The organism is Lysinibacillus sp. OL1, assembly GCF_004332175.1.
GTDB lineage: Bacteria > Bacillota > Bacilli > Bacillales_A > Planococcaceae > Lysinibacillus > Lysinibacillus capsici.
Genome location: NZ_SJDS01000006.1, coordinates 127,616 through 152,058, shown reverse-complemented (window position 1 = coordinate 152,058; position 24,443 = coordinate 127,616). Strand labels below are relative to the sequence as shown.

The window sequence follows — 24,443 nt, the reverse complement described above, 5'->3', positions numbered from 1 at the left end:
CTTCTAAAATTTATACTATTCATCCATAAAATATAAAAGGCTGATGAGAAAGTGGCACTTGCCTGCTTTCTCATCAGCCTTTTTAACGCTGGCGTTCCTTGAAGGCACGTTCCATCTCGCGTTTGGCTTCTTTTTTGCGCATGTCGCTACGCTTATCGTAATCTTTTTTCCCTTTACCAATGCCGATAAGGAGCTTGGCATAGCCATCCTTGATGTACATTTTCAATGGAACGATTGTGTAGCCGTCACGTTTTACGGCACCGACTAGCTCGCCGATTTGCTTTTTGTGGAGCAGCAGCTTTCGGGTGCGTAGTGGATCGTGATTGAAACGGTTGCCTTGTTCAAAGGCGCTAACGTGCATATTGTTGATCCATGCCTCACCATTGCGGACGCGGACAAAGGAGTCTTTCAGTTGGACTTTACCTGCACGGATGGATTTGATTTCTGTACCTGTTAGGACCATGCCTGCTTCGATTGTTTCTTCGATGAAGTAGTCGTGGCCTGCTTTTTTGTTTTGTGCTAATACTTTACCAGAACCTTTTGCCATATCTTTCACCCTCTACTTAAAAGGTTGAGCTTAAGCGAAAGCACCCTTTCAATGAATACTTTCACTTAGGCTTATTTACGTTTTGTTTTTTTCTTTTTGCCTTTTTTGGCAATGCCCTCATAGAACTTTTGCTTTTGCTTCACGCGTTTTTTAGGACCTGGGCTTGAGTCATCTTTGCGGCGTCCACGTGGATCACGGTCACTTTCGCGTCGTTCACCTTGCTTTGATGAGCTACGAGTTCCACGGTCATCCTCTTGACGACCGCCTCTACGATTGCCACCACGTCCGCCTTTTTCCTCATCACTGCGTGTGCTTCGGCGACTGCGTCCACCTTTGTTATCGCTGTAATTTTTACGTGCATGAATAACAGTTGGTGCTGCTTTGCGTGTTCGTCCATATGAAGTTACCATTCCAACGATTTCAAAGTCAATGGATGACTCCTCAATAATGACATTTGCTACACGAACTGTCACTTCATCCCCAATACGGAATTGGCGATTCGTTCGTTCCCCGATCATAATCATTTGACGATCATCGAAGCGGTAGTAATCATCAGTCATATTGCTAATATGGACAAGTCCTTCGATGGTGTTTGGTAGCTCCACGAAAATACCGAAGTTTGTAATGGATGAAACAATCCCTTCGAATTCTTCGCCAATTTTGTCGGACATATATTGTGCTTTTTTCAGTGCGTCTGTATCACGTTCTGCATCAACAGCACGACGTTCACGCTCAGACGTGTGGTCAGCAATTTCATCCATCGCCATACTCCACTGTGCAATGGTTTCTCTCGATGTATCCTTGTTAATTAAATACGTACGAATTAAACGGTGTACAACTAAGTCAGGATAACGACGAATTGGTGATGTGAAGTGTGTATAGAAATCCGTTGATAAGCCAAAGTGTCCAAGACTTTCAGGGTAGTACTTCGCCTGCTGCATTGAACGTAGGAGCATCGTAGAGATAACAGGCTCCTCTGGCATCCCTTCAATAGCCTTCAAAACATCCTGTAATGCCTTAGGATGAACGGTATTACCAGTACCTTTAATTAAAATACCGAAGTTCGTGACAAATTCAAAGAAGCGTTGAAGCTTTTCAGGCTTTGGATCTTCGTGAATACGGTATAGAAACGGTACATTCATCCAGTGGAAGTGCTCTGCCACTGTTTCATTGGCAGCTAGCATGAAATCTTCAATTAATTTCTCCGCTACTGTTCGTTCACGTAATTCAATATCCACTGGCCATCCTTCTTCGTTTACGATCACCTTAGATTCTTTGAAGTCAAAGTCAATAGCTCCTCGCATTTCGCGTTTACGGCGTAAAATACCAGACAGCTCAGCCATGTTTTTAAACATTGGAACAAGTGGCTCATAGCGTTCAATTAATGCCTCATCCTGCTCCTCTAAAATCTTGTAAACGTCCTTATATGTCATACGTTCAGTCGTTTTAATGACGCTTTGGAAAATTTCATGTGCAACCACATTACCATTCGCATCAATAATCATTTCACAGGAGAGTGTTAAACGGTCAACCTGTGGATTTAATGAACAAATGCCGTTTGATAAACGATGTGGAATCATTGGAATGACACGGTCTGTTAAATAAACACTTGTCGCACGATCATAAGCTTCAATGTCAATGACCGAGCCTTGCGTTACATAATAACTTACGTCTGCAATATGTACGCCAAGTTTATACGTTCCATCTACATTTTTCGTTACGGTTACGGCATCATCTAAATCCTTTGCATCTGCACCATCAATTGTCACAATCGTTTCATGACGTAAATCACGACGCCCTACTAAATCGGCCTCGGTAATTTCATCTGGCACACGCTGTGCCGCAGCAATGACTTCATCTGGGAATTCAGGTGGAATGTCATGCTTATACAAAATGGATAAAATATCCACACCTGGATCATTTTTATGCCCTAAAATTTTTGTAATATAGCCTGTAGCAGATTTTAAATCCTCTGGCCATGTTGCTACCTCAACAACAACTTTATGTCCATCGACAGCTCCTAATGTATCTCCTTTGGCAATAAAGATATCCATTGGTAGCTTTTTATCGTCTAGAACAACAAAGCCGAAGCCACGGTTAGCTTGGAATGTGCCGACAAAGCTTGTTTGACCACGCTCGACAACCTTTGTTACCGTACCCTCACGTCGATCACCAAATGATTCCTTTAAAACACGAATCAGAACGATGTCTCCATTAATGGCACCGTTAATTTCATGCGGCGGAATGAACACATCATCCATGCCCTCGACATCAGGTGTCACGAAGCCAAAGCCCTTCGCATGTCCGATAAATTTACCTCTTAGTAAATTCATACGCTCTGGTAGGCCATAGCGATTGGAGCGAGAGCGTACAACTAAGCCTTGCCCCTCCATGCGGACAAGTGTTTTCACAAGCTCCTTGAACTCCTCCGCATCCTCAAAGCCGAATTCATCCTCGATTTCACCGACGGTTAGTGGTTTATAATCATCTTTGCTGAAAAAATCGAGTAAACGACTTTGTAGTGTATCTTTTTGGTCTTTCATACATATTCCCTCCTTCATGAGAAAATCCTATTTATTATTTATTGTGCCCAATTTAGGCTTTCTAAAAAGCGATAAATGTCCTCATGTAATTGATCTTTTTCTTGATCTAATGTAATAACATGTTTTGAGTTTTCATACCACTTGATGTGCTTTTCAAGTGACTCAGTTTGATTATATATAATGTTGGCAGATTCTGTCTCTATTACTTCATCATTTGTAGCTTGTACGACGAAAATAGGCGCGTAAATCATGTCAATTTCTTGACGAGTGCGAGCTATAAATTCTCGTAGCTGCTGGAGAGATGGCATGCCTTTGTCAGCAATGCTTGCAACTTCAGCTTCAATTTGTTCTTCCTGTTTCCCTTGGAACTTTTTATAGTCCCTTGCATATTTCAAAACACCCTCAAACATAACGTCGGTTGTACGCATTGTCATAGGGGCACACATTGTCACAATGCCTTTAACAGGATTATTTAATGCAACGTTTAATGCCATAACACCGCCTAATGAAAGGCCAGCAACGGCTATTTCCTGATAGTCAGCATCCTGTAACTGTTTGTAGGCGGCAATAACATCCTGCCACCAGTCTGCTGGACCTGTTGTGATTAGTTCTTCTGGTTCCACACCGTGACCTTTATAGTGAGGTGCTAATGTAGTATACCCTTTTTTCTCTAAAAATCTACCAAGCATTCGTACGTCTGCAGAGCTTCCTGTGAAGCCGTGTAATAATAAAACAGCACGAGGTCCTGCCTGAAAGAAAAATGGCTGTGATAATGATTTGTTCACTGTAAGCACTCCTTCATTCTAAAACACTTATACATACTATACCCATTCTCGTCATCTCGATGATGCCTAGCAGATGACATTGGTTATTGTGTTACAATTCATTTTTTACTACTGAGAGGGAAATTACCATTTAACTATGATAAAAGAAAACGCCCAACCAATTCGGTTAGGCGATATATCTTCAACTATTAGATTTTTGTAATAGCGATTGCTAATAAAAAGAACACTATAGCTAACACAATTGTTGCACGGTGAAGGATTAAATCCATACCACGTGCTTTTTGCTTTCCAAATAGTTGCTCAGCTCCACCCGAGATGGCACCTGATAAGCCTGCACTTTTACTAGATTGAAGTAATACCACAACGATTAACGCCAATGATACGATAACTAATGAAACTAATACTACTGTATGCATTCACTGCACCTCCCGAACTTTGAAACATCACAACAGACTACATTATAACAAAAAAAGGTTGTGATGACAAACTTCGCTTTATGTTTTGCTGGAAATTCTCCGCCTCATACTTCCACCCTTGTCGACTTATGCTACTATTTGTGGATGTCACTCCCAATAAATTAAATTATAATGGCAAAAATGAACTTTTTTTGGAGGGTGGGAAAATGAATAAAAAAATAACAGCGCTGCTAGTACTATGCTGCATGATTCCCTTTCTTACGGCATGCTCAAAGGCCATTGACCTACTTCTTGAGGAAGAGGATGTAACAACTACAACCTTAGCAGAAGATACAGAGAATGATATGAAGAAACCAGAAAGTAAAGCGCTATCTGCCTCTTTTTCACCTAATGATCTTTTCTCAACCTCATTATTTAAGGATGATCCTGCCTTACTACAATTCACTAAAAAAGTTGAAAAACAAGTAGCAAAGTTTGAACAGCACTTTGAAGTCCCTTATACTGGGAAGCTAAACTTCGAAGATTTTGAGGTGCAGCTGAATGACTTAAATAGCCTGCTTTCCTTCGTCGATCCCTATACAGCTGGTTATTTTCTTACTTATGAATGGACGGCTTGGGAAATAGATAATGGCTATTTGGTAGAGTTGTCGATTGATTACTTAACAGATGCCAAAAAGGAGCAAAAGGTCGATCAATATGTAGAGGCTTTTGCTGACCAGTATATTACGACAGATATGACAGATTTTGAACGTGCTAAAATCATTAATGATACGGTCGTACAGTTAGCCACTTATACAGAACAAGGCTCTACTGAGGGACAGACGGTTTTTGAGCTGATAGACGAGGAAACTGCGGTATGTCAAGCCTATGCTCTACTAGCTTATCGCCTACTATTAGCTTCAGATGTAGAAGCGAAATACGTATATGGCTATAGTGAGGATCAGCTGCATGCTTGGAATTTAGTCAGTATCGATGGCAATTGGTATCATCTTGATACAACGTGGAATGACGTGGATTCAGCGGAGCCTTATGCGATTTCCTATGAATACTTTTTAGTCAGTGATGAAAAACTAAGACAAGATCATTTATGGGTAAATGAAAATTATTTTACTGCTACAAATAACAATTATGATTTTATGCATGATATGTGGTATGCCAATACTGTGGACGATGTGATTTATTATAATAGTATCAATGATAATATGGTCTATTCTTATAATTTAGACACAAATGAAAACAATCAAATTACAGAAACGGCATGCTATTATTTAGCTACTTATGATGATTCCATTTATTGCAGTGACTATGACAATGCTGGTTATTTAACAAAAATAAATGTCCAGGACGGTTCGGAAGAAGTCTTGCTTGAAGATGAAGTCCTCAACTTGTACATTGAAGAAGACATTTTATATTATGAAACAATTGATGGCGCACAACATCAGGAAAATTTATAATGCCCCAAAAGAATCTGTGTGACTTTTACACAGATTCTTTCCTTCCCCAATATTTACATAATTACCATATTCCATTAACAAACCTTTAACGCTAGCTTTACACCATTCCTTTACACTTACAATTGAATTCACCTAAAGGAGGAAAATCATGAAATACGCAAAAAAATGGACTTCATTGTTCTTAGCAAGTGCAGTGACTTTATCCGCAGTTAGTATCCCACAGCAAGAGGTACATGCAGCCGAAGTAAAGAAACCGACGAATGTCATTATGCTTGTGATGGATGGTAGCAGTAATAATGCTGTCACTCTTTCTCGCTGGTATAAAGGTGAAAGCCTAGCAATGGATGAAATTTTATCGGGTGCTATGCGCACATATTCTGCTGAATCTGCCATTACTGATTCTGCACCAGCTGCGACAGCATTAGCAACTGGGCATAAATCGAACGATAAATATATAGGTGTGCTGCCCTCTGTGATCAACTCCCCTGGATTAGCCCAAATCGCTAAGGAAGATGCCTTCCGACCTGTAGCCAATGTGCTAGAAGGAGCTAAGCAGCAAGGTATGGCCACTGGATTAATTTCTACTTCCGAAATTCAACATGCTACACCTGCTGGTTTTTCTGCCCATGTCAACAATAGAAGTCAATATGGGGATATAGCAGAGCAGCAGGTTTATCAAAATATTGATGTTGTCTTAGGCGGTGGTCTGGAATCACTATCACCAGGCACATCGAAAAATGCTCGTCAAGATGGCGAGGATTTAATCAAGGTTTTGAATGAAAAAAATTATGATCTCGTTAAAACGCGCGATGAGCTATTTAACAGTCAATCCTCAAAAATTTGGGGAAGCTTTGCGCCAAGTGCACTTGCTTATGATTTAGATCGTGCTAAAACAAGAGCATCTGAGCCTACACTTGCTGAAATGACAAATAAAGCAATCAATACGCTGAAAAAGGATGAGGATGGCTTCTTCCTCTTTGTAGAAGGTAGTAAGGTTGACTGGGCTGCACATGCCAATGATACTATTGGTATCATTAGCGATATTTTATCATTCGATGATGCAGTGAAAGAAGCGGTTGATTTTGCGAAGGAAGATGGTAATACTTTAGTCATCGCAGTAACTGATCATGGAAATAGTGGCATTACGATGGGGAACGCTAACACTACTAGTACCTATTCCAGCATTCCAGTTTCTGCCTACATCGACCCGTTAAAAAAAGCTACAATGACCATTGAAGGAGCTTTAAGCCAACTAAAAGAAGATCGCTCTAATTTAGTTGAGGTCGCTGCTCTTTATGGCTTAGATTCATTAACGGAGGACGAGCTTAAAACATTACAGTCTGCTAAAGACTTAGGCAATGAAATGGTAAAAATGCTAGCCAATCGTGCAAACATTGGTTATACAACAGGTGGTCATACGGGGGAAGATGTATTCTTATATTCATTTGGTCCTTCTAAATTGACAGGATTAGTAGAAAACACTGATTTAGCCCATACAATGGCACGCTTTATGGGCTTTGACTTAAACACATTAACAAATGATTTATATGTGCCTGCAACGAAGGCATTTACGGAAAAAGGATTTACAACAAAAATTGACTTATCGGATAAAGAAAACCCAACATTTATTGCACAAAAAGCAGATATCACAGTGAAAATTCCAGTCAATAAAAACACGATGACGTATGAACAAACTTCCTCAAACACGGCAAAGACTCATACATTTGATACAATCAATGTCTACAATGGCTCTGAATTTTATGTATCTAAAAAAGTTATTAATGAAGTGAAATAAAAATAATAGCACGAACATAAGTTGAGATTATTCCCTTATGTTCGTGCTTTTTTTACATAAGTAAACCAGCCAATAATTTGTAAACTCTACATATCCCCCCAAAACCTTAAATTTACCTTAAATTAATCTTATGATTTACTGAATTCATCTTAATTCAGCAACATTTTTCTCCACATTCCGTCAAATCAGTGTTAAAAACATAAGGTAAGGATTTTTAACTAGTAAATTACTATTTTTTTGAAAGTTTAATCCTATACTTTTTTTCATTGGAGGTGGACAAATGCAATCCATCAAGAATAATGAGTATTTACGCTTCATTGGCTTCACGCTGTTTTATTTGATTGTTTTGGTACTGCTGTTTCTTATACATGGCTTCCATGATATGAACGCTGGACCATTTATATATACGGAATTTTAAATAAAGGAGATTAAAATATGTTAAGTATTTTGGCAGCTATTGAACGTGTGGCCCTCCAGCAGCCACAAAAAACTGCTTATCAGACACACAATGCCTCCTTAACTTATAGTGAGCTTTGGCATTTATCAGATCGTCTTGCCGATTATTTAATGAAGCTTAAGTTGCGGAGACAACAACCTATAGTCATTTATGGACATATGTCCCCCCTACAAATTGTTGCGTTTATCGGAGCTGTAAAGGCTGGCCATCCATATGTACCTGTTGATTCGTCAACACCATCCGAAAGATTACAGCTCATTACAGAAGCTTCTGGAGCAGGTTTAGTATTGACAACAGAGCTATTACAGATGCCGTTGAACCTGCCAGTTATGGCAGTGCATGATATTCTGGATGCCTCCTCAAAGGACGTGATCCTATCATCCGCAACATGGGTTCGAGATGAGGATATCCATTATATTATTTACACTTCTGGTTCAACAGGTCAACCAAAAGGGGTACAAATAACAGCTAGTAATCTAACACACTTTGTTAGGTGGATGCAGGAACACTTCCCTTTACAGCAAGACGGCGTATTTTTAAATCAAGCACCTTATTCCTTTGATTTATCTGTTATGGATCTCTACCCAGCTCTTGTAGGTGGACACACGCTTTATGCGATTACACAGCAAGAAATTGCTAATCCAAAAGCCTTGTTTGATTCTTTAGCGACGTCAAATACTCGTGTATGGACTTCTACACCTTCCTTTGCCAAGATGTGTTTGATGAACAAAGAATGGGATCAAAAACTCATGCCTAGGTTGGATACTTTTTTATTTTGCGGAGAGGTTTTACCGATAGCGGTATGTAACGAGTTGATGTTCCGTTTTCCACAGGCAACAATTTATAATTTATATGGTCCTACGGAAACAACCGTCGCTGTATCCTATGTAAAGGTGTCGAAAGAGCTAGTAGCACGCTTCGAACAATTACCGATTGCCCCTATAACGGAGCCAAACGTATCTGTAGCCGAGGATGGAGAAATTATTATTTCAGGGCCAACCGTTAGTGCCGGGTATTTGGGAGCGCCTAAATTAACAGCTAAAGCTTTTCCGATCGTTAATGGCGATCGCATCTATCAAACGGGTGATATAGGCTATGAGCAGGATGGTTATTTGTTCTTTTCAGGTCGTAAGGATTTCCAAGTGAAATTACATGGCTACCGTCTTGAGATTGAAGAGATTGAAAAACAAATCAGTAACCTGCCACCTGTTTCAAGCTGTGTTGTTGTACCTGTTTATAAAGAGAAGGAAATCATTTCTCTTAGTGCCCATATTGTTTTACGTGAGCCATTAACAGACGCTGCTTTTAAAACAACAAAGCAATTAAAGGCTCTTTTATCGGCGTACTTACCTGCCTATATGATACCGAAAACATTTAAATATATGGACGCTTTACCACTAAATCCAAATGGTAAGGTAGATCGTAAAGGATTGGCGGTTATGGAGACAGTATGACGCCTTATGGAAATATAGCATTTTTTGTGATCATCGGACTTTTATTATTACCTACCATCCTCTTAGGGTTACGAGGCAAATCTTCGAAACGTTATAATCTTTTTGTATCGGTCATTGTCTTAGCATTAATCTTCGGACATTCATTAAACGGGACGATCTCGCTCGTACTATTTACTGTCTTTCAGGTTGTACTTATTGTGGCTTATCAGCGTTACCGACTTCAGCAAAATAGCGGTACCATTTTTATAATAGCAGTGCTTTTATCCATATTACCCCTGATTCTTGTGAAGGTTTTGCCAATTCTCGGGTTACATCATGTATTTGGCTTCCTTGGTGTGTCCTACATTACGTTTAAAGCGGTACAAATGATTTTAGAAACCCGTGATGGCTTGATGAAAGAGAAAATTTCTGTAGTAGAGCTAGTCTATTTCTTATTATTCTTTCCTACCGTATCATCGGGACCTATTGATCGTTGGCGTCGTTTTACAAAGGATTTTCATACCGTACCTTCCTCGGGAGATTACCAAAAGCTGCTATTGAGTGGCATTAATTATATTTTTGTCGGCTTTTTATATAAGTTTATTTTGGCTTATTTAATTTACAACTACACGCTTATTTATTTGCCTAACCATACGTATAACTATTTGACACCTTTTCAGGGGCAGCTAGCGTATATGTATATGTATAGCTTTTACTTATTCTTTGATTTTGCTGGCTATAGTGCATTTGCTGTTGGTGTGAGCAGACTAATGGGTATCCAAACACCAATTAACTTTAATCGCCCATTCGCCAGCCGTAATATTAAAGATTTTTGGAATCGTTGGCATATGAGCCTTTCCTTCTGGTTTAGGGATTATGTCTATATGCGCTTTGTCCTTTGGATGACAAAGAAAAAATGGCTAAAAAATAAATTTGCTATTTCGTATATAGGCTTCTTTTTACTATTCTTTTTAATGGGTATTTGGCATGGTCTGGAATGGCACTTTGTGGTCTATGGACTCTATCATGCCCTATTGATTATCAGCTTTGATAAATTTGAACGCTGGAATAAAAAGCATAAGCGTTGGCCAAAAAATAAATGGACGCATGCTATTGGCGTAATTATTACGTTTCATGCTGTATGCTTCGGCTTCTATATTTTTTCTGGCACATTATTTTAAACAAAGGGCTGTAAGAGCCTGTTCACTAAAGGAGAATTATTAATGGATCAACAACAAGTTTTAGAAATGCTAGTCGAGTTATGTGAAGATGAAATTATTGTAGAAAACCCAGATATTGATTTATTTGAAGAAGGTTTACTAGATTCGTTTGGAACAATTAATTTACTAGTCGAAATTGAAAATCGTTTTAATATTTCTGTCCCTATTACTGATTTCAATCGTGAAGAATGGAATACGCCTAATCGAATTGCAGGGAAATTAGCTGAAAGACAATGATCAAAAAAGGCTTTCTTTCTTTATTTATTGCATGTGCTCTTTTTACTGGCTTTGTCTTTTTTCCTAATGCTTGGATTAAAGCATGGATATCCAATGAGGATGTGGAGCAAGCCAAAACGAACATGTCTCCACTTGTATTTCAGGGCACCTATTTACAGGAGCGCATGTTGCAGGAGCCTAATTCCATGCCACTTTATGGCTCCTCGGAATTAAACCGTTTTGATCCGTTCCATCCATACAATTATACGCGAGCAACTGATGCTCCGTATTCGACATTTATGATTGGGCGTGGAGGCATGCAGTCCATTACCCACTTCTTGAATTTTGCAGCACAAGAAAAGAATTTAAAGGATAAAAAAGTGGTCTTTATCATCTCCCCGCAGTGGTTTACAGAGAAGGGCATGGGTGAATTTCACTTTTCACCGAATTATTCCATGTTACATGCTTATGATTTAGCCTTTAATCAGGAAATGGATGCCAACCTTCGTAAAAGAGCAATGGAGCGCCTACTAGAATTTGATACTGTCAAACGAGATCGCCTCTTAAAGACCATGTATCAATATCAAATGTCTAACGGCAAGGAAAAACCAATTACTGGACGTATGGCTATGGTCGCGGGGCGTTTCCACAAGGAGTTACTAGAAAAGAAGGACTTATATTATTCCCTTTTCCCACGTAAAGGTCATGCATTAAAAAGTAATGACAAGCTCATTGCCAATCAAAGCTTTGAGCAACAATTGCAGCATGCAGAGGCATATGGGGAGAAGCGTGTATCCAATGACTATATGATTGAAGATCGCGCCTATCAACGACTTGTAAATGCTAAATTTTCAACGTTTAAAGATATACGAAAAAAAGAGGATTATACAAACTCTCCTGAATATGAGGATTTCCAACTCGTGATAGATGTTTTAAAGGATGCAGGTGCGAAGCCACTATTCGTCTCCATTCCAGTTAATGGCTATTGGTATGATTATAATGGCTATCCTGAGGATCGTCGTCAAAAGTATTACGATAAAATGGAGCAAGTATTACAGGATTCAAGGGTTGCTTATGTTGATTTTTCAGATCATGAATATGATCCTTATTTTATAATGGATACAATTCATCTTGCCTGGAAGGGCTGGGTCTATCTCGATCATGAACTAGATCAGCATTGGGCTCAGCCATAATAATAGTCAGGACAGTCTAATATAGTAGACTGTCCTTTCTTATTATCGTAAGACGCCTTTTATGTAAAGCGGCATTTGTTCACTTATCTTGCTATAGCTGTCACACTAAAAAGCATTCTTACCTCTTGTGCTACGATGTTGAAACCTGCACCGTATTGGCCTGCTCGTGCCGCTTCTTTCTTCGTTCATAAATAAAACCCTCCACCGATAATGTTTTTGTATCCTAGTAATTGGTGGATTTTGTGTAATAAATATTAATGGTAACAAACAGAAAACTTTGCATACAATTTAAAAATTCACCTATTTTTCATCTGTGTAAAATTGTTCAATATACTGCTCTTCTTCCTCGGGCGATAATAAACGAGTTGCTCTTCCTGAATTTGTTGTGTCATCGCCACCTTGCAATTCCCAAATTTTGTTATGGTCGTCAACGGCGTTTGAAAAGTCACCTTTCGACCATCTTTCTAATATTGAAATGTAAAGATCTTTATATTTATAATCGTTCATTTTAACTACAGTTAACAATCGGTCAACTTTTTCTTGTGTTATTCGCTCACGACCCCATTGAGAAGCAGCTTTCACTTTTTGGTGAGACATGCTATGGATAGTTTCATTTACTTTGCTTTCCATTAAATTGTCAGGATAAAGCAATTCTTCTTTTGTAACTTTTTTATCTTCAAGCGCTACTCCGTCAACAACAATAGTGGCTCTTTCTTTTTTGGTAACAGTTTTTTCCATTTGTTCGGTGGATTTAATGTAACCAAAAATCCCTCCAAAAATTATCAATATTGCAATGATAACAATTGCAGATTTTGTTTTTCTCTTCATGTTATTAACTCCTCATTGTAATTTATATCATTATATCATTATGTAATTATGTATTGGTTTATATTATGTAATTAGGATAATAATAACAGAGTGTTCAATGACTATAGTACGAACACTGTTCGTAGATAATGGTATATACTTTGTATACAGCATGTTAACCAATGCAAAATTGCGTTCTATATTTAAATACACCTAATACAATTTTGTATGCGTTAATCCGTCACAGGTGCTCTCTATAGAGGAGAGTACCTCTGCTGAGGTATCTAGCATTTTGCAAGGTACATAACGTTTTTGTTTTGCGACTCCCTCCAATGGTCTGAATAATGTTACGATAATGTGCCTACCTTTCATCACACAACGATTCGGCGCGTGCCATGATGTTTAATGTGACATATTCTTCCGCCACCAAATACGTGTAAAACGACCTCAACGATTTAATTACAGCCTTAATGTAAGTCGCCTTTTTACCAATTTTTAATTGATGTTGCATATATTTTTTTACTTGAACTGTAGAAATGTCTTCCATTTCATTCATCTTATGAAACTCGTCCAGATATTGAATGAAGTGAGTTGTATTGTAGTTATAAGTTTCTGTTGTTCTGATTGACTAATTTTTAATCTGTAATTCGAGTGTAAATTCTTTCAACAAATCTTTAATAAGCACGAAAAAACCTCCAATCTACAAGTGTTTCTCACACTTATAAATCAGAGGTTGAAACAATACATTCGTATTGCCTATTTTCTCTTTAATCAAATACTTATTTTAAGTTATAGAATGAATTTAAACCAAGATACTCTGCTGTTGAACCAAGTTGATCTTCGATGCGAAGAAGTTGGTTGTATTTAGCTACACGGTCTGTACGTGATGGAGCACCTGTTTTAATTTGACCAGCATTTGTTGCAACAGCGATATCAGCAATTGTCGCATCTTCTGATTCACCAGAACGGTGAGAAATAACCGCTGTGTAGCCTGCACGTTTGGCCATTTCGATTGCTTCAAATGTTTCAGTTAACGTACCGATTTGGTTTACTTTGATCAGGATTGCATTGCCTACACCTTGCTCAATACCTGCTGATAACTTTTTCGTATTTGTTACAAATAGGTCATCACCTACTAATTGTACGCGTTTGCCGATACGGTCTGTTAATAGCTTGTGTCCAGCCCAGTCGTTTTCATCTAAGCCATCTTCAATTGAAATGATTGGGTATTTATTTGTTAACTCTTCGTACCAATCCACCATTTCTTCAGAAGTTTTGACAACACCTTCACCATCTAAGTGGTATTTGCCATCTTCTTTATTGAATAGTTCAGAGGATGCTACGTCCATTGCAAGTTTCACTTCGTCACCTGGTTTGTAGCCTGCTTTTTCAATCGCTTCTAAGATCACTGTAATTGCTTCTTCGTTAGAGCCAAGGTTTGGTGCGAAACCACCTTCATCACCTACTGCTGTGTTGTAGCCTTTTGCTTTTAGAACAGCTTTTAGGCTATGGAAAATCTCCGCGCCAATACGTAATGCATGACGGAATGATTCTGCACCAACAGGCATAACCATGAATTCCTGAATGTCAACATTGTTATCTGCGTGAGCACCACCGTTTAGGATGTTCATCATTGGTACTGGTAATTGCTTAGAATTGAACCCACCAAGATATTGATAAAGAGGTACATCTAAATAATCTGCCGCAGCATGTGCAACTGCCATGGATACACCTAGAATTGCGTTGGCACCAAGCTTGCCTTTGTTTTCTGTGCCATCTAGCTCGATTAAAGCTTTGTCGATGACTACTTGATCAAGAACAGAATAGTTACCTTCTAATTCTTCCGCAATAATTGTGTTTACATTTTCAACTGCTTTTAATACACCTTTGCCTAGGTAACGAGATTTGTCACCATCGCGTAATTCTACCGCTTCGTATTCACCTGTTGATGCACCTGATGGTACGATTGCGCGGCCAAATGCGCCTGATTCTGTAAATACTTCAACCTCTACTGTTGGGTTCCCACGTGAGTCTAAAACTTCGCGCGCATAAACTTGTGTAATAAATGGCATAATTAATTCTCCTCTTTTTCAATTAATGATTGTCCTGTCATTTCAGTAGGCTGTGACACCTCTAATAATTCTAACATGGTTGGCGCTAAATCGGCTAAAATACCACCATTTCTTAACATTATATTTGATTTTGTCACAATTACTGGAACAGGATTTGTTGTATGAGCTGTCATTGGCTCACCTGCTAAAGTTAACACTTCATCAGAGTTGCCATGGTCAGCTGTAATAATAGCTGCGCCACCTTTTGCAAGGAGTGCGTCTACTACTTTCCCTAAGCATTCATCTACTGCTTCAATGGCTTTAATTGTTGGCTCCAGCATTCCACTATGACCAACCATATCAGGGTTGGCAAAGTTAAGAATAATGCCATCAAATTTTTCAGCCGCAATTTCTGCAAGTAAGGCTTCTGTCACCTCATAGGCAGACATTTCAGGTTTTAAATCGTATGTCGCCACCTTTGGAGAAGCAATTAAAATACGTTCCTCACCAGGGAATTTTTCCTCACGTCCACCACTCATAAAGAATGTAACATGTGGATATTTTTCAGTTTCCGCAATCCGCAACTGTGTTTTCCCATTCGTCGCTAATACTTCACCAATTGTATTTTTCAAGTTGTCATTTTCATAAGCAACCTGTGCGTTGACTTCATCACTATAGTGGGTGAAGGACACAAATTTTAAATTCTTTGGATGATTTGCAGATATAGCAAAGCCATCGAATGCTTCATTTGTAAAAACTGTTGACAGCTGAATGGCACGATCGGGACGGAAGTTAAAGAAAATCACTGCATCATGATCGCCAATTGTTGCTACTGGCTCACCATGCTCTTGAATGCTAAATGGGATGACAAATTCATCGGTTACTTCACGCTCATAGGATGCTGCTACACCACTTTTAGCACTCTCTGCTGCTTGGCCAACACCATCTACCAATACATTATACGTAAGTGCAACACGATCCCAACGCTTGTCACGATCCATAGCGTAGTAACGTCCATGTATGGAAGCAAATTGCCCTATGCCTATTTCAGCCATTTGCTTTTCCGTTTCTTCGATATAGTCTAATGCTGTTGTTGGACCAACATCACGACCATCTAAGAAGCCATGTACATAAACTTCCTCTAATCCCTGCTGTTTAGCTAGCTTTAATAGTGCAAACATATGCTCATAATGACTATGAACACCACCGTCTGATAATAAGCCCATAACATGTAGCTTTGACTGATGAGCTTTCACATGTGCTACTGCATCTAAAAAGGCTTGATTCGTGAAGAAATCTCCATCACGAATAGATTTATTTAAGCGTGTTAAGCTTTGATAGACGATACGTCCTGCACCGATATTTAAGTGCCCCACCTCAGAATTCCCCATCTGTCCTTCAGGTAATCCAACGGCTTCTCCCGCTGCTGTTAATGTCGCATGAGGAAATTGATGCCAATATCGATCAAAATTAGGCTTATTGGCCTGTGCTACTGCATTCCCGAATGTTTCATCTCGAAATGCAAAGCCATCTAAAATAATTAATGCTACTGGCTTTTTAGGCATTTGCTGCCGCCTCCAATAATGTTAAATAAGATTCTGGTTGTAAGCTTGCTCCACCAACTAAAGCACCATCAATATGTTCTTTCGATAAAAGCTCCTGAATGTTATCAGGCTTAACACTGCCACCATATTGAATACGCACAGCATTCGCAGTTTCAGCATTATATAGCTCTTCTACTACTGCTCGAATCGCTCCGCATACTTGATTTGCATCGTCTGCCGTAGCCGTTTTACCAGTACCAATCGCCCAAATCGGTTCATACGCAATGACCATATGCTCTACTTGCTGTGCTTCAAACCCAGCAAGTGCCGCTTTAATTTGGCCTGCCACTTTTTGCTCTGTTGTGCCTGCTTCACGTTCTTCGAGTGTTTCGCCACAGCAAATAATAGGTACGATAGTATGTGCAAGTGCTGCAGCTACCTTCTTATTAATCGCTTCATCTGTTTCATTGTAGTATTCGCGACGTTCAGAGTGTCCTAAAATGACATAGTCAACATCCACACTTGCTAGCTGCGCTGGACTAATTTCACCCGTAAAAGCACCTTCATTTTCATAGTGCATAGTTTGTGCACCAATTGCCAGCTCTGACTCACTAGCAACTTGTACAAGTGTAGGTAGGTAAAGAGCTGGTGCGCAAATAACAGCATCTACTTTGTCATTGGAAGGAAGTTTTTCTTGTACAGCATCTACAAACTGAATAGCCTCTTCAAATGTTTTAAACATTTTCCAGTTACCTGCAATAATTGGTTTACGCATCATTTTGCCTCCGATTAGCTTATTTATCGTTTAGTGCTACAATCCCTGGAAGCTCTTTGCCTTCCATTAATTCTAAGGAAGCACCACCACCTGTAGAAATGTGATCCATCTTATCTGCTACTTCAAATTTTTCAACTGCTGCAGCTGAATCACCGCCACCGATTACTGTGTAGCCAGCTGTTGTTGCCATTGCATCAGCAACTGTTTTTGTGCCGTTTGCAAATTTGTCCATTTCAAAGACACCCATTGGTCCATTCCAAATGATTAATTTAGAGTTTTTGATAACTTCTGCATAGTTTGCAGCCGTTTTAGGTCCAACATCTAGGCCCATCCAATCAGCGGGAATAGCATCTACATCAACGATTTGTGTTTCAGCATCCTGTGAAAATTCATTTGCCACAACAGCGTCGACTGGCATATGTAATTGCACACCTTTTGCTTTTGCCTTCTCAATAAAGGATTTTGCTAGCTCAATTTTATCTTCCTCTAGCAATGATTTACCGATATCGTGGCCTTGTGCCTTAATAAAGGTAAAGGATAAACCACCACCGATAATTAAGTGATCTACTTTTTCTAAGAGGCTTTCAATAACACCAATTTTATCTTTTACTTTGGCACCACCAATAATGGCTGTAAACGGATGCTCAGGGTTAGACAATGCCTTACCAAGTACATCTAATTCCTTTTGCATTAAGAATCCAGATACAGCTGGAATATGCTTAGCAATTCCTTCTGTAGAAGCATGGGCTCTGTGGGCTGCACCAAAAGCATCATTAACATAAATATCTGCTAGCTGAGCAAATTGCTGTGCTAATGTTGGATCATTTTTCTCTTCGCCAGCATGGAAGCGTACGTTTTCAAGCAGTAGAATGTCTCCATCTTGCATGTTTGCAACGGCTTCTTCCACTGCTTGCCCAATGGATTCATCAAGCTTCGTAACAGGCTTGCCCATTAATTCTGCTAAGCGAATGCCAACAGCTGTTAAACGCATATCTTCTTTTACTTCACCTTTTGGACGACCTAAGTGAGAAGCTAGAATAACTTTAGCACCCTGTTCTACTAAATACTCAATTGTAGGAATAGCTGCACGAATACGCGTCTCATCTGTAATAGCACCGTCTGCCATTGGTACATTAAAATCTACACGTACAAAAACGCGTTGACTCTTAACATCAATATCTTTCATTGTTTTCTTATTTAACATGAAGAAACTCCCTTCAAAGTTCGTTTTAGTCTTACACTCTTGTGTTTTACCCATCTTGGCTCTACACCATGCTTACTAAATTGAAAAGTCATTTTGGTACTTTTTCAGCATCACTATCTCGTGTAAGTAGGATTCTCCAACTTTTGATAATGAACCCTAATACTTGTTTTTATAGTAGCAAAAGTTAACTGCGATGTCTTGCATCAACATGTATCAATTACGCCACTGCGTAATTGCCTCCAGATTTTTTTCGAACTTGCTCCTCTTCAAAATCTGTGACATTCGCTGAGGCTTTTATCTTCTTGTTTCAGTCGGTGATTGGACACTAATGAATCAAGAGAGTAATTTGTGTGTTCATCTCACCACCTATAGAGGTGGGCGTTTTCTGCTGAATCTAGAAAAAAAGGAGTAAGGGTTATCCCTTACTCCCAATACCCTTGTATATTATATCTATTCGATATTATAAAGGCTATACTTTTTGTGCATAAAAAGCAGTAATATGTCACACTTTTTACTCAAAATGTCGAAATATGATACTTATTTATGGTTTAAGCCTTGTTCAGCAATGTATAAAGCTAGGTCCATTAAGCGAGTAGAGTAACCAATTTCGTTATCATACCAAGCTAAAACCTTCACCATTTTGTTTTCTAACACCATTGTTGAAAGGCCATCTACCGTAGAAGAATAATGGTTACCGTTATAATCAATTGATACTAATGGTAGCTCATTGTAATCTAAAATGCCTTTTAATTCATTTTCAGAAGCTTCTTTTAATGCTGCATTAATCGTTTCTTTCGATACATCTGCTTTTAGCTCTACAACTAAGTCAACACATGATACGTTAGGTGTTGGCACACGCATAGAGAAACCATCTAGCTTACCTTTTAATTGTGGCAATACTTTTGATACAGCTACTGCTGCACCTGTTGTTGTTGGAATCATAGATACCGCTCCAGCTCGTGCACGACGAGGGTCAGAGTGTGGGAAGTCTAGAATTCGTTGGTCATTTGTATAAGAGTGAATTGTTGTCATCATACCACGTTCAATGCCAAATTTCTCATCAAGCACTTTAGCTACTGGTGCTAGACAGTTAGTTGTACAAGAAGCATTGGAGATCACATCATCAGTTGCTGGGTTATAATCCTCATGGTTTACACCCATAACAAATGTAGGCATTGCGCCTTTTGCTGGTGCCGATAGAATCGCTTTTTTCGCCCCTGCTTCAATATGCTTGCCTACTTCTTCCATTGAACGGAATCGACCAGTACATTCAAGCACTACATCTACGCCTAATTCACCCCATGGTAATTGTGCAGGATCTTTTTCAGCATATACTTTTACACGTTGACCATTTACTACGAAAGAATCTTCATCTGCATTGACTTCAGCATCATAGATACCGTGTACTGAATCATATTTCAATAAGTGCGCAAGCTGACCAGCATCTGTTAAGTCGTTTACGGCTACTACTTCAAATTCATCATGCTTCATTGCCTCACGAAATACTAAACGTCCAATACGTCCAAATCCATTAATCGCTAATTTTAATGCCATTGTTAATTCCTCCAATAATGTGTGATGTCTGTCTCTATGAATAGAGACATCAAAATTTACTTTATGCTCATTCAAAAAATGCTTAAGCACTTTCTGAGATCGAGTGACATGTTTACAACTTTGCCATCATTCAAGATGCTTATTTTCTATAGAAGATATTTTAGCAGCAATTGCTTTGGCCGCTGCTTCATCTGTTACAAATATGGTTTGCTTAGGTGCTACTTTGAAATAAGAAAGCATTGCATTGACCTTCTGTTTTCCTGCTGCAACTGCAATGACCTGCTCACTGTTTTGTACCTGCTCAAGCTGGATACCAATTGTGCGTATACGATGTACTATTTCTCCGTCTGCATTGAAATAATAGCCGAAAGCCTCACTCACAGCGCCTTTTTCCTCAAGAATTCGCAAATCCTCAGGAGATGAGTTACGACGAATCGCCATTTCCTCTGCAGAGCCAATCCCATGAATGACGCAATCTGCTTGATCATAGAAGGCCATCATTTCTGTTACCATAGGCTCTGTTAGCATCGCTTGATAAGCTTGCTCACTTAAATGCTCTGGTAAAAATAAAGTACGGTATTGTGTTTCCATTTGCATGGCAAATGTTGCAACAAGTGTATTGGCCTGCATTTGCATTTCATGTCCAATCCCCCCGCGTGCAGCTACAAAAGTGATATCCTTTTGTCCGTCTAAAGGATGTAAAAACTGCGCAAGTGAGGCAACAGATTTTCCACCAGTGACAGCTACAACTTGCTCATCAAAAGCAGCCGACATAAATTGCAAGGCTGCTTCTTTGCCTAGCATGCTTAGGATTGTATGATCCTCATTGTAATCACCAGGAACTACGACTACACGTTGGATGCCAAAGTGGCTTTCAAGCACTTTTGCAAGCTGGGTTAAACCAGACCATTCATAAACGATGGTTCTTAATTTTTCAATGACTATTTCACCATCATCTGTACATACCATACCCGACTTTTGCGCATCTAATAACCCTTGTTCACGTAAAATATCAGTTTCTTTGCGTATTTCTCTTTCTGTCATTTTCAGTGAATCAGCTAGTGTACGTCGTCCGATTGGTTGCATGAGTTGAACGGCTTGCAATATTCGATATCTTGCTTGCAGAAGCGGATACATTTCAGGAAGTAGCCTTTGCTGTGCCTCTGGAACAGTTAACATATCTATCTACTCCCCTAATTAATAGTAGTGGGTTTATTTTTAACCCACTTAATTATTTTGTGTCCCACTTATGCTTTTATTATAATATGCATTGTTTTAAAGTGCAAGTAGTTGTATTGTTCTAGATAAAAAAAAAGCCTCATAGCTCTAAAAACAGCTACAAGACTTTGTTGAACTTATTTAGTGAAAGATAAAATTGCGTTCTTTTTAAAACCTTCTAAAGCTTTTGTTGCTTCAGTTTTATTTGTAAATTCAAAAATACGAACGTCCTTTTTCTCAAATACTGTAATAACCCACATTGTAAAATCTCCCTTCACATCATTCATTTTTGTAATATAACAACCACTAAAATTTGTGATACATTCGCTAAACTGTTTTATAACAACTTCTTACTTGATACCTATTCTACTCCGATTTTTAGGAAAAGAAAGTCTAATGTGAAGGTCTTCACAAACTGTTCAAATTCAAACCGCTTTCATTGAACAATTTGTGAATTGTGAGAATGACAGCTAATAATAAAGTCATTTATACCGTTAATAACTCTTTATACTTTCAGTAGATTAACTGCCTAATCGCTCCATTAACGTGGCATAATCTAAATGACCATACTGAATGACGACACCCTCTTTTTCAACAACCGGAATCATTAGCATATATTTTTCATGTATACGATCATCCTGCTCTATATCAATTATTTCAATATCAAATAGAACATCTTCCTGAACAAGCTTTAATGTCTGTAGCCCTTCTACACATAAAGGACAATTCGCCCGACTAAAAAATTTAATTTTCATAGATAGCACCTCCTCCTTTATTATAAACGATGTGGCAATGAAGAAATGGCTACTATTCTTTGATGATGTTTATTTGAGCTGTATTAGCATCCTTCTTTGTAATGGTTGTATTTTTGCCAACAATGACGGAAATCACAACAATCATTGCCACGACGATCGTAAACCAAGAGATGGATTCATTTAAAAATAGCGTAGCAAAAAGAATCATTAAAAATGGCTGTAAATATTGGATCTGACTAACTCTTGCAATACCTCCTAAAGCCATTCCCCCATACCAAGCAACATATGCTAAAAACTGACTGACAACAGCTAAATATAACAGGCTAACCCACGCTGTAAGAGGGGCATGTAGCATTTCCAAGGAAAAATTAGAAATGACGGGGACAATAAAAAAGGGAGCCGCCATCAAAATAGCCCAAGCAATCACCTGCCAGCTCCCTAATTCCTTCGCTAACTGTCCTCCTTCTGCATAGCTAAGACCTAATATTACAACTGCTGCTAATAATGCTAGATCTGCCATATGTAATTGGCCTAAGCCTAAAAAGCTAGCATATATAATAACGGCTATAGCCCCAATAACACTCGATAACCAAAACTTAAATGAGGGACGTTCACCTGCTCTGAATAGAGCAAAGCCCGCAGTCGCTAAAGGTAAAAGTGCTAATTCTACCGCTCCGTGAGAAACTGGTAACCTTGTCATTGCCCAAGATGTAAGTAAAGGAAACCCTAATACAGCCCCAAAAGATACTATTATCAAGCTTTTAAATTGTCTAGCAGTCGGTAGTCTTTCTTTTCTTACAAGTAAAACAATGGCGACGATGAACGCCGCAATGACAGCTCTCCCCAACCCTACAATTGTCGCTCCAAAATATGGTACAGCTGTACTTGTTGCGGGTAACGTTAGACTAAAGCAAATTACGCCCACAAATCCTAACAGCAAACCTATTTTTTCTTTTCTTTTATCCTGCATGTTCTCATCCTTCCATTTTCCTCTCCATCTGTCCCTGGTATAATCCATAGTAAGTGGCACTACCTCAAAAATAAACAGAATTTTCTACCAACTGTCCTGGTACAGATAAAGGAGGAAAGATGATGATTGCAAAATATTTAGAGGTTGTAGAGGACATTAAAGAGCAGCTTGCTAATGGTGTGCTCCTTGCAGGCAGTAAACTACCTTCCGTTCGACAACTGTCTGAGCAATTTTCCTGCAGTAAAAATACAGTGATAAGAGCGTATAATGAATTAGAAAAGGAGCATCTTATTTTTTCCAAACCCAAAAGTGGCTATTATGTTGTGAATAACATAGAGCAACCAACTACAAACCAACAAGTTATTGATTTTTTATCAGCTGGCCCAGACAAAAGCATTATGCCCTATATTGAATTTCAGCATTGCATCAATCAAGCTATTGACACATATAAAGAAGAATTATTTAGTTATAGTGATCAGCAAGGGCTTTACTCACTACGTGTACAATTGGCTAAGTATCTGCAGAACTTACAGATCTTTACTGAACCTGATCGATTATTTGTTGTCTCGGGCTCACAGCAAGCATTACATTTACTAGCGGCGATGCCTTTTCCGAATGGTAAAAATAATATATTAATAGAACAGCCTACCTATTTTGGTTTTATAGAATCTGTCCATCTGCAACAAGCTACAACTTTTGGGATTGATTTAACAATGGAGGGCATTGATTTAGATCGACTTGACTATATTTTTCGCAATAATGACATTAAGTTTTTTTATACTGTGCCGAGATTCCATAATCCTCTTGGTCATAGCTATACAAATGACGAAAAAAGAAAGATTGTGAAATTAGCAGAAAAATATGATGTTTATATTGTGGAGGATGATTTTTTAGGAGATTTAGATCCTAATAAAAAAGCGGATCCGTTTTTTTCTTTTAATCCCACTGGCAGGGTTATTTATATTAAAAGCTTTTCAAAGGTATTTCTTCCGGGTTTAAGAGTAGCGACAGTCGTCCTTCCCACTATAATGACAAATCATTTTCTACGTTATAAATTTAGTGCTGATTTCAATAGCTCTGTGCTCTCGCAGGGTGCCTTAGACATTTATTTAAAAAGCGGTATGTTTAATAGTCATATTAAAAAGATTAAAGAGCTTTATGTAAGAAAAATGAGCGTTTTACAGGAGGCTTGTGAATCATTACTTCCTCCCCCTACTAACTATACGAAACCAGTATCAGGCTTTTATCTTTCCATTGTTCTTCCTGATAATGTAAGTGCTAGGCAGGTGGTTCATTTATTAAAGGAAAAAAATATATTGATGGATGACGCTGCTAGAATGTATCTACCAGAATTTAAAAAAGATAATCTTATTCGTTTAAGTATTTCTCAGGTAGATGAACCATTAATTTATACTGGTATCGAGCAACTAGCACTGTGCATTTCATCATTTGAACGTAAAATGCGCTATCCAAATCCCATTCACCTATTGTAATAAAAAAAGGCAT

General features: G+C 38.7%; 23 protein-coding genes. 8 read left to right on the top strand and 15 right to left on the bottom strand.

What is annotated here, in order from left to right; all coding sequences use genetic code 11:
* Positions 1 to 82: 82 nt before the first annotated feature.
* The 4 genes from smpB to secG all read right to left on the bottom strand — a co-directional run bounded on the left by smpB (position 83) and on the right by secG (position 4,291).
* Positions 83 to 547 (bottom strand): SsrA-binding protein SmpB, encoded by a 465-nt coding sequence (gene smpB / locus EW028_RS12875; protein ID WP_009373233.1) that lies wholly within the window; start codon positions 545 to 547, stop codon positions 83 to 85.
* Positions 548 to 618: 71 nt separating this feature from the next.
* The gene (gene rnr / locus EW028_RS12870) at positions 619 to 3,090 is read right to left on the bottom strand and encodes a ribonuclease R (protein ID WP_048390899.1); all 2,472 of its coding nucleotides are present in this window, start codon (positions 3,088 to 3,090) and stop codon (positions 619 to 621) included.
* A 38-nt stretch (positions 3,091 to 3,128) separates the two neighbouring features.
* Positions 3,129 to 3,875 carry an alpha/beta hydrolase gene (locus EW028_RS12865; protein WP_131521152.1) on the bottom strand — a complete coding sequence of 249 codons (747 nt, stop codon included), beginning with the start codon at positions 3,873 to 3,875 and terminating at the stop codon, positions 3,129 to 3,131.
* Between the two features lie 188 nt (positions 3,876 to 4,063).
* Positions 4,064 to 4,291: a preprotein translocase subunit SecG gene (gene secG / locus EW028_RS12860; RefSeq protein WP_004228101.1), complete on the bottom strand. Its 228-nt coding sequence runs from the start codon at positions 4,289 to 4,291 to the stop codon at positions 4,064 to 4,066.
* A 206-nt stretch (positions 4,292 to 4,497) separates the two neighbouring features.
* On the opposite strand from secG, the gene EW028_RS12855 reads away from it, so the two are divergent.
* The 7 genes from EW028_RS12855 (at position 4,498) to dltD (ending at position 12,059) form a co-directional block, all read left to right on the top strand.
* Entirely contained in the window at positions 4,498 to 5,745 is a 1,248-nt protein-coding gene (locus EW028_RS12855; protein ID WP_131521151.1) for a transglutaminase domain-containing protein, read from the top strand.
* A gap of 148 nt (positions 5,746 to 5,893) precedes the next feature.
* Positions 5,894 to 7,540, top strand: a complete 1,647-nt coding sequence (locus tag EW028_RS12850; protein WP_131521150.1) for an alkaline phosphatase — start codon at positions 5,894 to 5,896, stop codon at positions 7,538 to 7,540.
* A gap of 280 nt (positions 7,541 to 7,820) precedes the next feature.
* Positions 7,821 to 7,958, top strand: coding sequence for a teichoic acid D-Ala incorporation-associated protein DltX (locus tag EW028_RS12845; RefSeq protein WP_004228095.1), 138 nt, complete (start codon positions 7,821 to 7,823; stop codon positions 7,956 to 7,958).
* Positions 7,959 to 7,975: 17 nt separating this feature from the next.
* On the top strand, positions 7,976 to 9,451 hold the full coding sequence (gene dltA, locus EW028_RS12840; protein ID WP_131521149.1) for a D-alanine--poly(phosphoribitol) ligase subunit DltA: 1,476 nt from the start codon (positions 7,976 to 7,978) through the stop codon (positions 9,449 to 9,451).
* Positions 9,448 to 10,611, top strand: a complete 1,164-nt coding sequence (dltB, locus tag EW028_RS12835; protein ID WP_131521148.1) for a D-alanyl-lipoteichoic acid biosynthesis protein DltB — start codon at positions 9,448 to 9,450, stop codon at positions 10,609 to 10,611. Before dltA ends, dltB begins: the two co-directional genes overlap by 4 nt.
* Positions 10,612 to 10,653: 42 nt before the next feature.
* Entirely contained in the window at positions 10,654 to 10,887 is a 234-nt protein-coding gene (gene dltC, locus EW028_RS12830) for a D-alanine--poly(phosphoribitol) ligase subunit 2 (RefSeq protein WP_016994756.1), read from the top strand.
* Positions 10,884 to 12,059 carry a D-alanyl-lipoteichoic acid biosynthesis protein DltD gene (gene dltD / locus EW028_RS12825; protein WP_131521147.1) on the top strand — a complete coding sequence of 392 codons (1,176 nt, stop codon included), beginning with the start codon at positions 10,884 to 10,886 and terminating at the stop codon, positions 12,057 to 12,059. Before dltC ends, dltD begins: the two co-directional genes overlap by 4 nt.
* Before the next feature lie 300 nt (positions 12,060 to 12,359).
* Here dltD and EW028_RS12820 read toward each other — a convergent pair whose 3' ends face one another.
* The 11 genes from EW028_RS12820 to EW028_RS12775 form a co-directional block, all read right to left on the bottom strand.
* Positions 12,360 to 12,887: a DUF6241 domain-containing protein gene (locus EW028_RS12820; RefSeq protein WP_131521146.1), complete on the bottom strand. Its 528-nt coding sequence runs from the start codon at positions 12,885 to 12,887 to the stop codon at positions 12,360 to 12,362.
* Positions 12,888 to 13,227: 340 nt separating this feature from the next.
* Complete coding sequence (locus EW028_RS12815; RefSeq protein ID WP_227744946.1) at positions 13,228 to 13,491, bottom strand: site-specific integrase; 264 nt, start codon at positions 13,489 to 13,491, stop codon at positions 13,228 to 13,230.
* A gap of 154 nt (positions 13,492 to 13,645) precedes the next feature.
* On the bottom strand, positions 13,646 to 14,938 hold the full coding sequence (eno, locus tag EW028_RS12810; RefSeq protein WP_004228070.1) for a phosphopyruvate hydratase: 1,293 nt from the start codon (positions 14,936 to 14,938) through the stop codon (positions 13,646 to 13,648).
* A gap of 2 nt (positions 14,939 to 14,940) precedes the next feature.
* Entirely contained in the window at positions 14,941 to 16,482 is a 1,542-nt protein-coding gene (gpmI, locus tag EW028_RS12805; RefSeq protein ID WP_131521145.1) for a 2,3-bisphosphoglycerate-independent phosphoglycerate mutase, read from the bottom strand.
* Positions 16,475 to 17,236: a triose-phosphate isomerase gene (gene tpiA / locus EW028_RS12800; protein ID WP_048390882.1), complete on the bottom strand. Its 762-nt coding sequence runs from the start codon at positions 17,234 to 17,236 to the stop codon at positions 16,475 to 16,477. The genes gpmI and tpiA overlap by 8 nt, the downstream gene beginning before the upstream one ends.
* A 19-nt stretch (positions 17,237 to 17,255) precedes the next feature.
* Complete coding sequence (locus EW028_RS12795; protein ID WP_131521144.1) at positions 17,256 to 18,440, bottom strand: phosphoglycerate kinase; 1,185 nt, start codon at positions 18,438 to 18,440, stop codon at positions 17,256 to 17,258.
* Positions 18,441 to 18,977: 537 nt separating this feature from the next.
* A complete protein-coding gene (gap, locus tag EW028_RS12790) occupies positions 18,978 to 19,994 on the bottom strand; it encodes a type I glyceraldehyde-3-phosphate dehydrogenase (protein ID WP_004228061.1) in 1,017 nt (338 codons plus the stop codon).
* A 126-nt stretch (positions 19,995 to 20,120) separates the two neighbouring features.
* A complete protein-coding gene (locus EW028_RS12785; RefSeq protein ID WP_131521143.1) occupies positions 20,121 to 21,173 on the bottom strand; it encodes a sugar-binding transcriptional regulator in 1,053 nt (350 codons plus the stop codon).
* Between the two features lie 176 nt (positions 21,174 to 21,349).
* Positions 21,350 to 21,472, bottom strand: a complete 123-nt coding sequence (locus tag EW028_RS25875) for a hypothetical protein (RefSeq protein ID WP_004228055.1) — start codon at positions 21,470 to 21,472, stop codon at positions 21,350 to 21,352.
* Positions 21,473 to 21,733: 261 nt separating this feature from the next.
* On the bottom strand, positions 21,734 to 21,967 hold the full coding sequence (locus tag EW028_RS12780) for a glutaredoxin family protein (protein ID WP_054549560.1): 234 nt from the start codon (positions 21,965 to 21,967) through the stop codon (positions 21,734 to 21,736).
* Between the two features lie 52 nt (positions 21,968 to 22,019).
* Positions 22,020 to 22,937, bottom strand: a complete 918-nt coding sequence (locus EW028_RS12775; protein ID WP_131521142.1) for a DMT family transporter — start codon at positions 22,935 to 22,937, stop codon at positions 22,020 to 22,022.
* A 122-nt stretch (positions 22,938 to 23,059) separates the two neighbouring features.
* On the opposite strand from EW028_RS12775, the gene EW028_RS12770 reads away from it, so the two are divergent.
* Positions 23,060 to 24,430: an aminotransferase-like domain-containing protein gene (locus EW028_RS12770; RefSeq protein WP_131521141.1), complete on the top strand. Its 1,371-nt coding sequence runs from the start codon at positions 23,060 to 23,062 to the stop codon at positions 24,428 to 24,430.
* Positions 24,431 to 24,443 lie beyond the last annotated feature (13 nt).

Excerpts from the sequence above, each read along its gene's own strand:
- smpB (WP_009373233.1), bottom strand. The coding sequence starts at position 547 with ATGGCAAAAGGTTCTGGTAAAGTATTAGCACAAAACAAAAAAGCAGGC.
- rnr (WP_048390899.1), bottom strand. The coding sequence starts at position 3,090 with ATGAAAGACCAAAAAGATACACTACAAAGTCGTTTACTCGATTTTTTC.
- secG (WP_004228101.1), bottom strand. The coding sequence starts at position 4,291 with ATGCATACAGTAGTATTAGTTTCATTAGTTATCGTATCATTGGCGTTA.
- EW028_RS12855 (WP_131521151.1), top strand. The coding sequence starts at position 4,498 with ATGAATAAAAAAATAACAGCGCTGCTAGTACTATGCTGCATGATTCCC.
- EW028_RS12850 (WP_131521150.1), top strand. The coding sequence starts at position 5,894 with ATGAAATACGCAAAAAAATGGACTTCATTGTTCTTAGCAAGTGCAGTG.
- EW028_RS12845 (WP_004228095.1), top strand. The coding sequence starts at position 7,821 with ATGCAATCCATCAAGAATAATGAGTATTTACGCTTCATTGGCTTCACG.
- dltA (WP_131521149.1), top strand. The coding sequence starts at position 7,976 with ATGTTAAGTATTTTGGCAGCTATTGAACGTGTGGCCCTCCAGCAGCCA.
- dltB (WP_131521148.1), top strand. The coding sequence starts at position 9,448 with ATGACGCCTTATGGAAATATAGCATTTTTTGTGATCATCGGACTTTTA.
- dltC (WP_016994756.1), top strand. The coding sequence starts at position 10,654 with ATGGATCAACAACAAGTTTTAGAAATGCTAGTCGAGTTATGTGAAGAT.
- dltD (WP_131521147.1), top strand. The coding sequence starts at position 10,884 with ATGATCAAAAAAGGCTTTCTTTCTTTATTTATTGCATGTGCTCTTTTT.
- EW028_RS12820 (WP_131521146.1), bottom strand. The coding sequence starts at position 12,887 with ATGAAGAGAAAAACAAAATCTGCAATTGTTATCATTGCAATATTGATA.
- eno (WP_004228070.1), bottom strand. The coding sequence starts at position 14,938 with ATGCCATTTATTACACAAGTTTATGCGCGCGAAGTTTTAGACTCACGT.
- gpmI (WP_131521145.1), bottom strand. The coding sequence starts at position 16,482 with ATGCCTAAAAAGCCAGTAGCATTAATTATTTTAGATGGCTTTGCATTT.
- tpiA (WP_048390882.1), bottom strand. The coding sequence starts at position 17,236 with ATGCGTAAACCAATTATTGCAGGTAACTGGAAAATGTTTAAAACATTT.
- EW028_RS12795 (WP_131521144.1), bottom strand. The coding sequence starts at position 18,440 with ATGTTAAATAAGAAAACAATGAAAGATATTGATGTTAAGAGTCAACGC.
- gap (WP_004228061.1), bottom strand. The coding sequence starts at position 19,994 with ATGGCATTAAAATTAGCGATTAATGGATTTGGACGTATTGGACGTTTA.
- EW028_RS12785 (WP_131521143.1), bottom strand. The coding sequence starts at position 21,173 with ATGTTAACTGTTCCAGAGGCACAGCAAAGGCTACTTCCTGAAATGTAT.
- EW028_RS25875 (WP_004228055.1), bottom strand. The coding sequence starts at position 21,472 with ATGTGGGTTATTACAGTATTTGAGAAAAAGGACGTTCGTATTTTTGAA.
- EW028_RS12780 (WP_054549560.1), bottom strand. The coding sequence starts at position 21,967 with ATGAAAATTAAATTTTTTAGTCGGGCGAATTGTCCTTTATGTGTAGAA.
- EW028_RS12775 (WP_131521142.1), bottom strand. The coding sequence starts at position 22,937 with ATGCAGGATAAAAGAAAAGAAAAAATAGGTTTGCTGTTAGGATTTGTG.
- EW028_RS12770 (WP_131521141.1), top strand. The coding sequence starts at position 23,060 with ATGATTGCAAAATATTTAGAGGTTGTAGAGGACATTAAAGAGCAGCTT.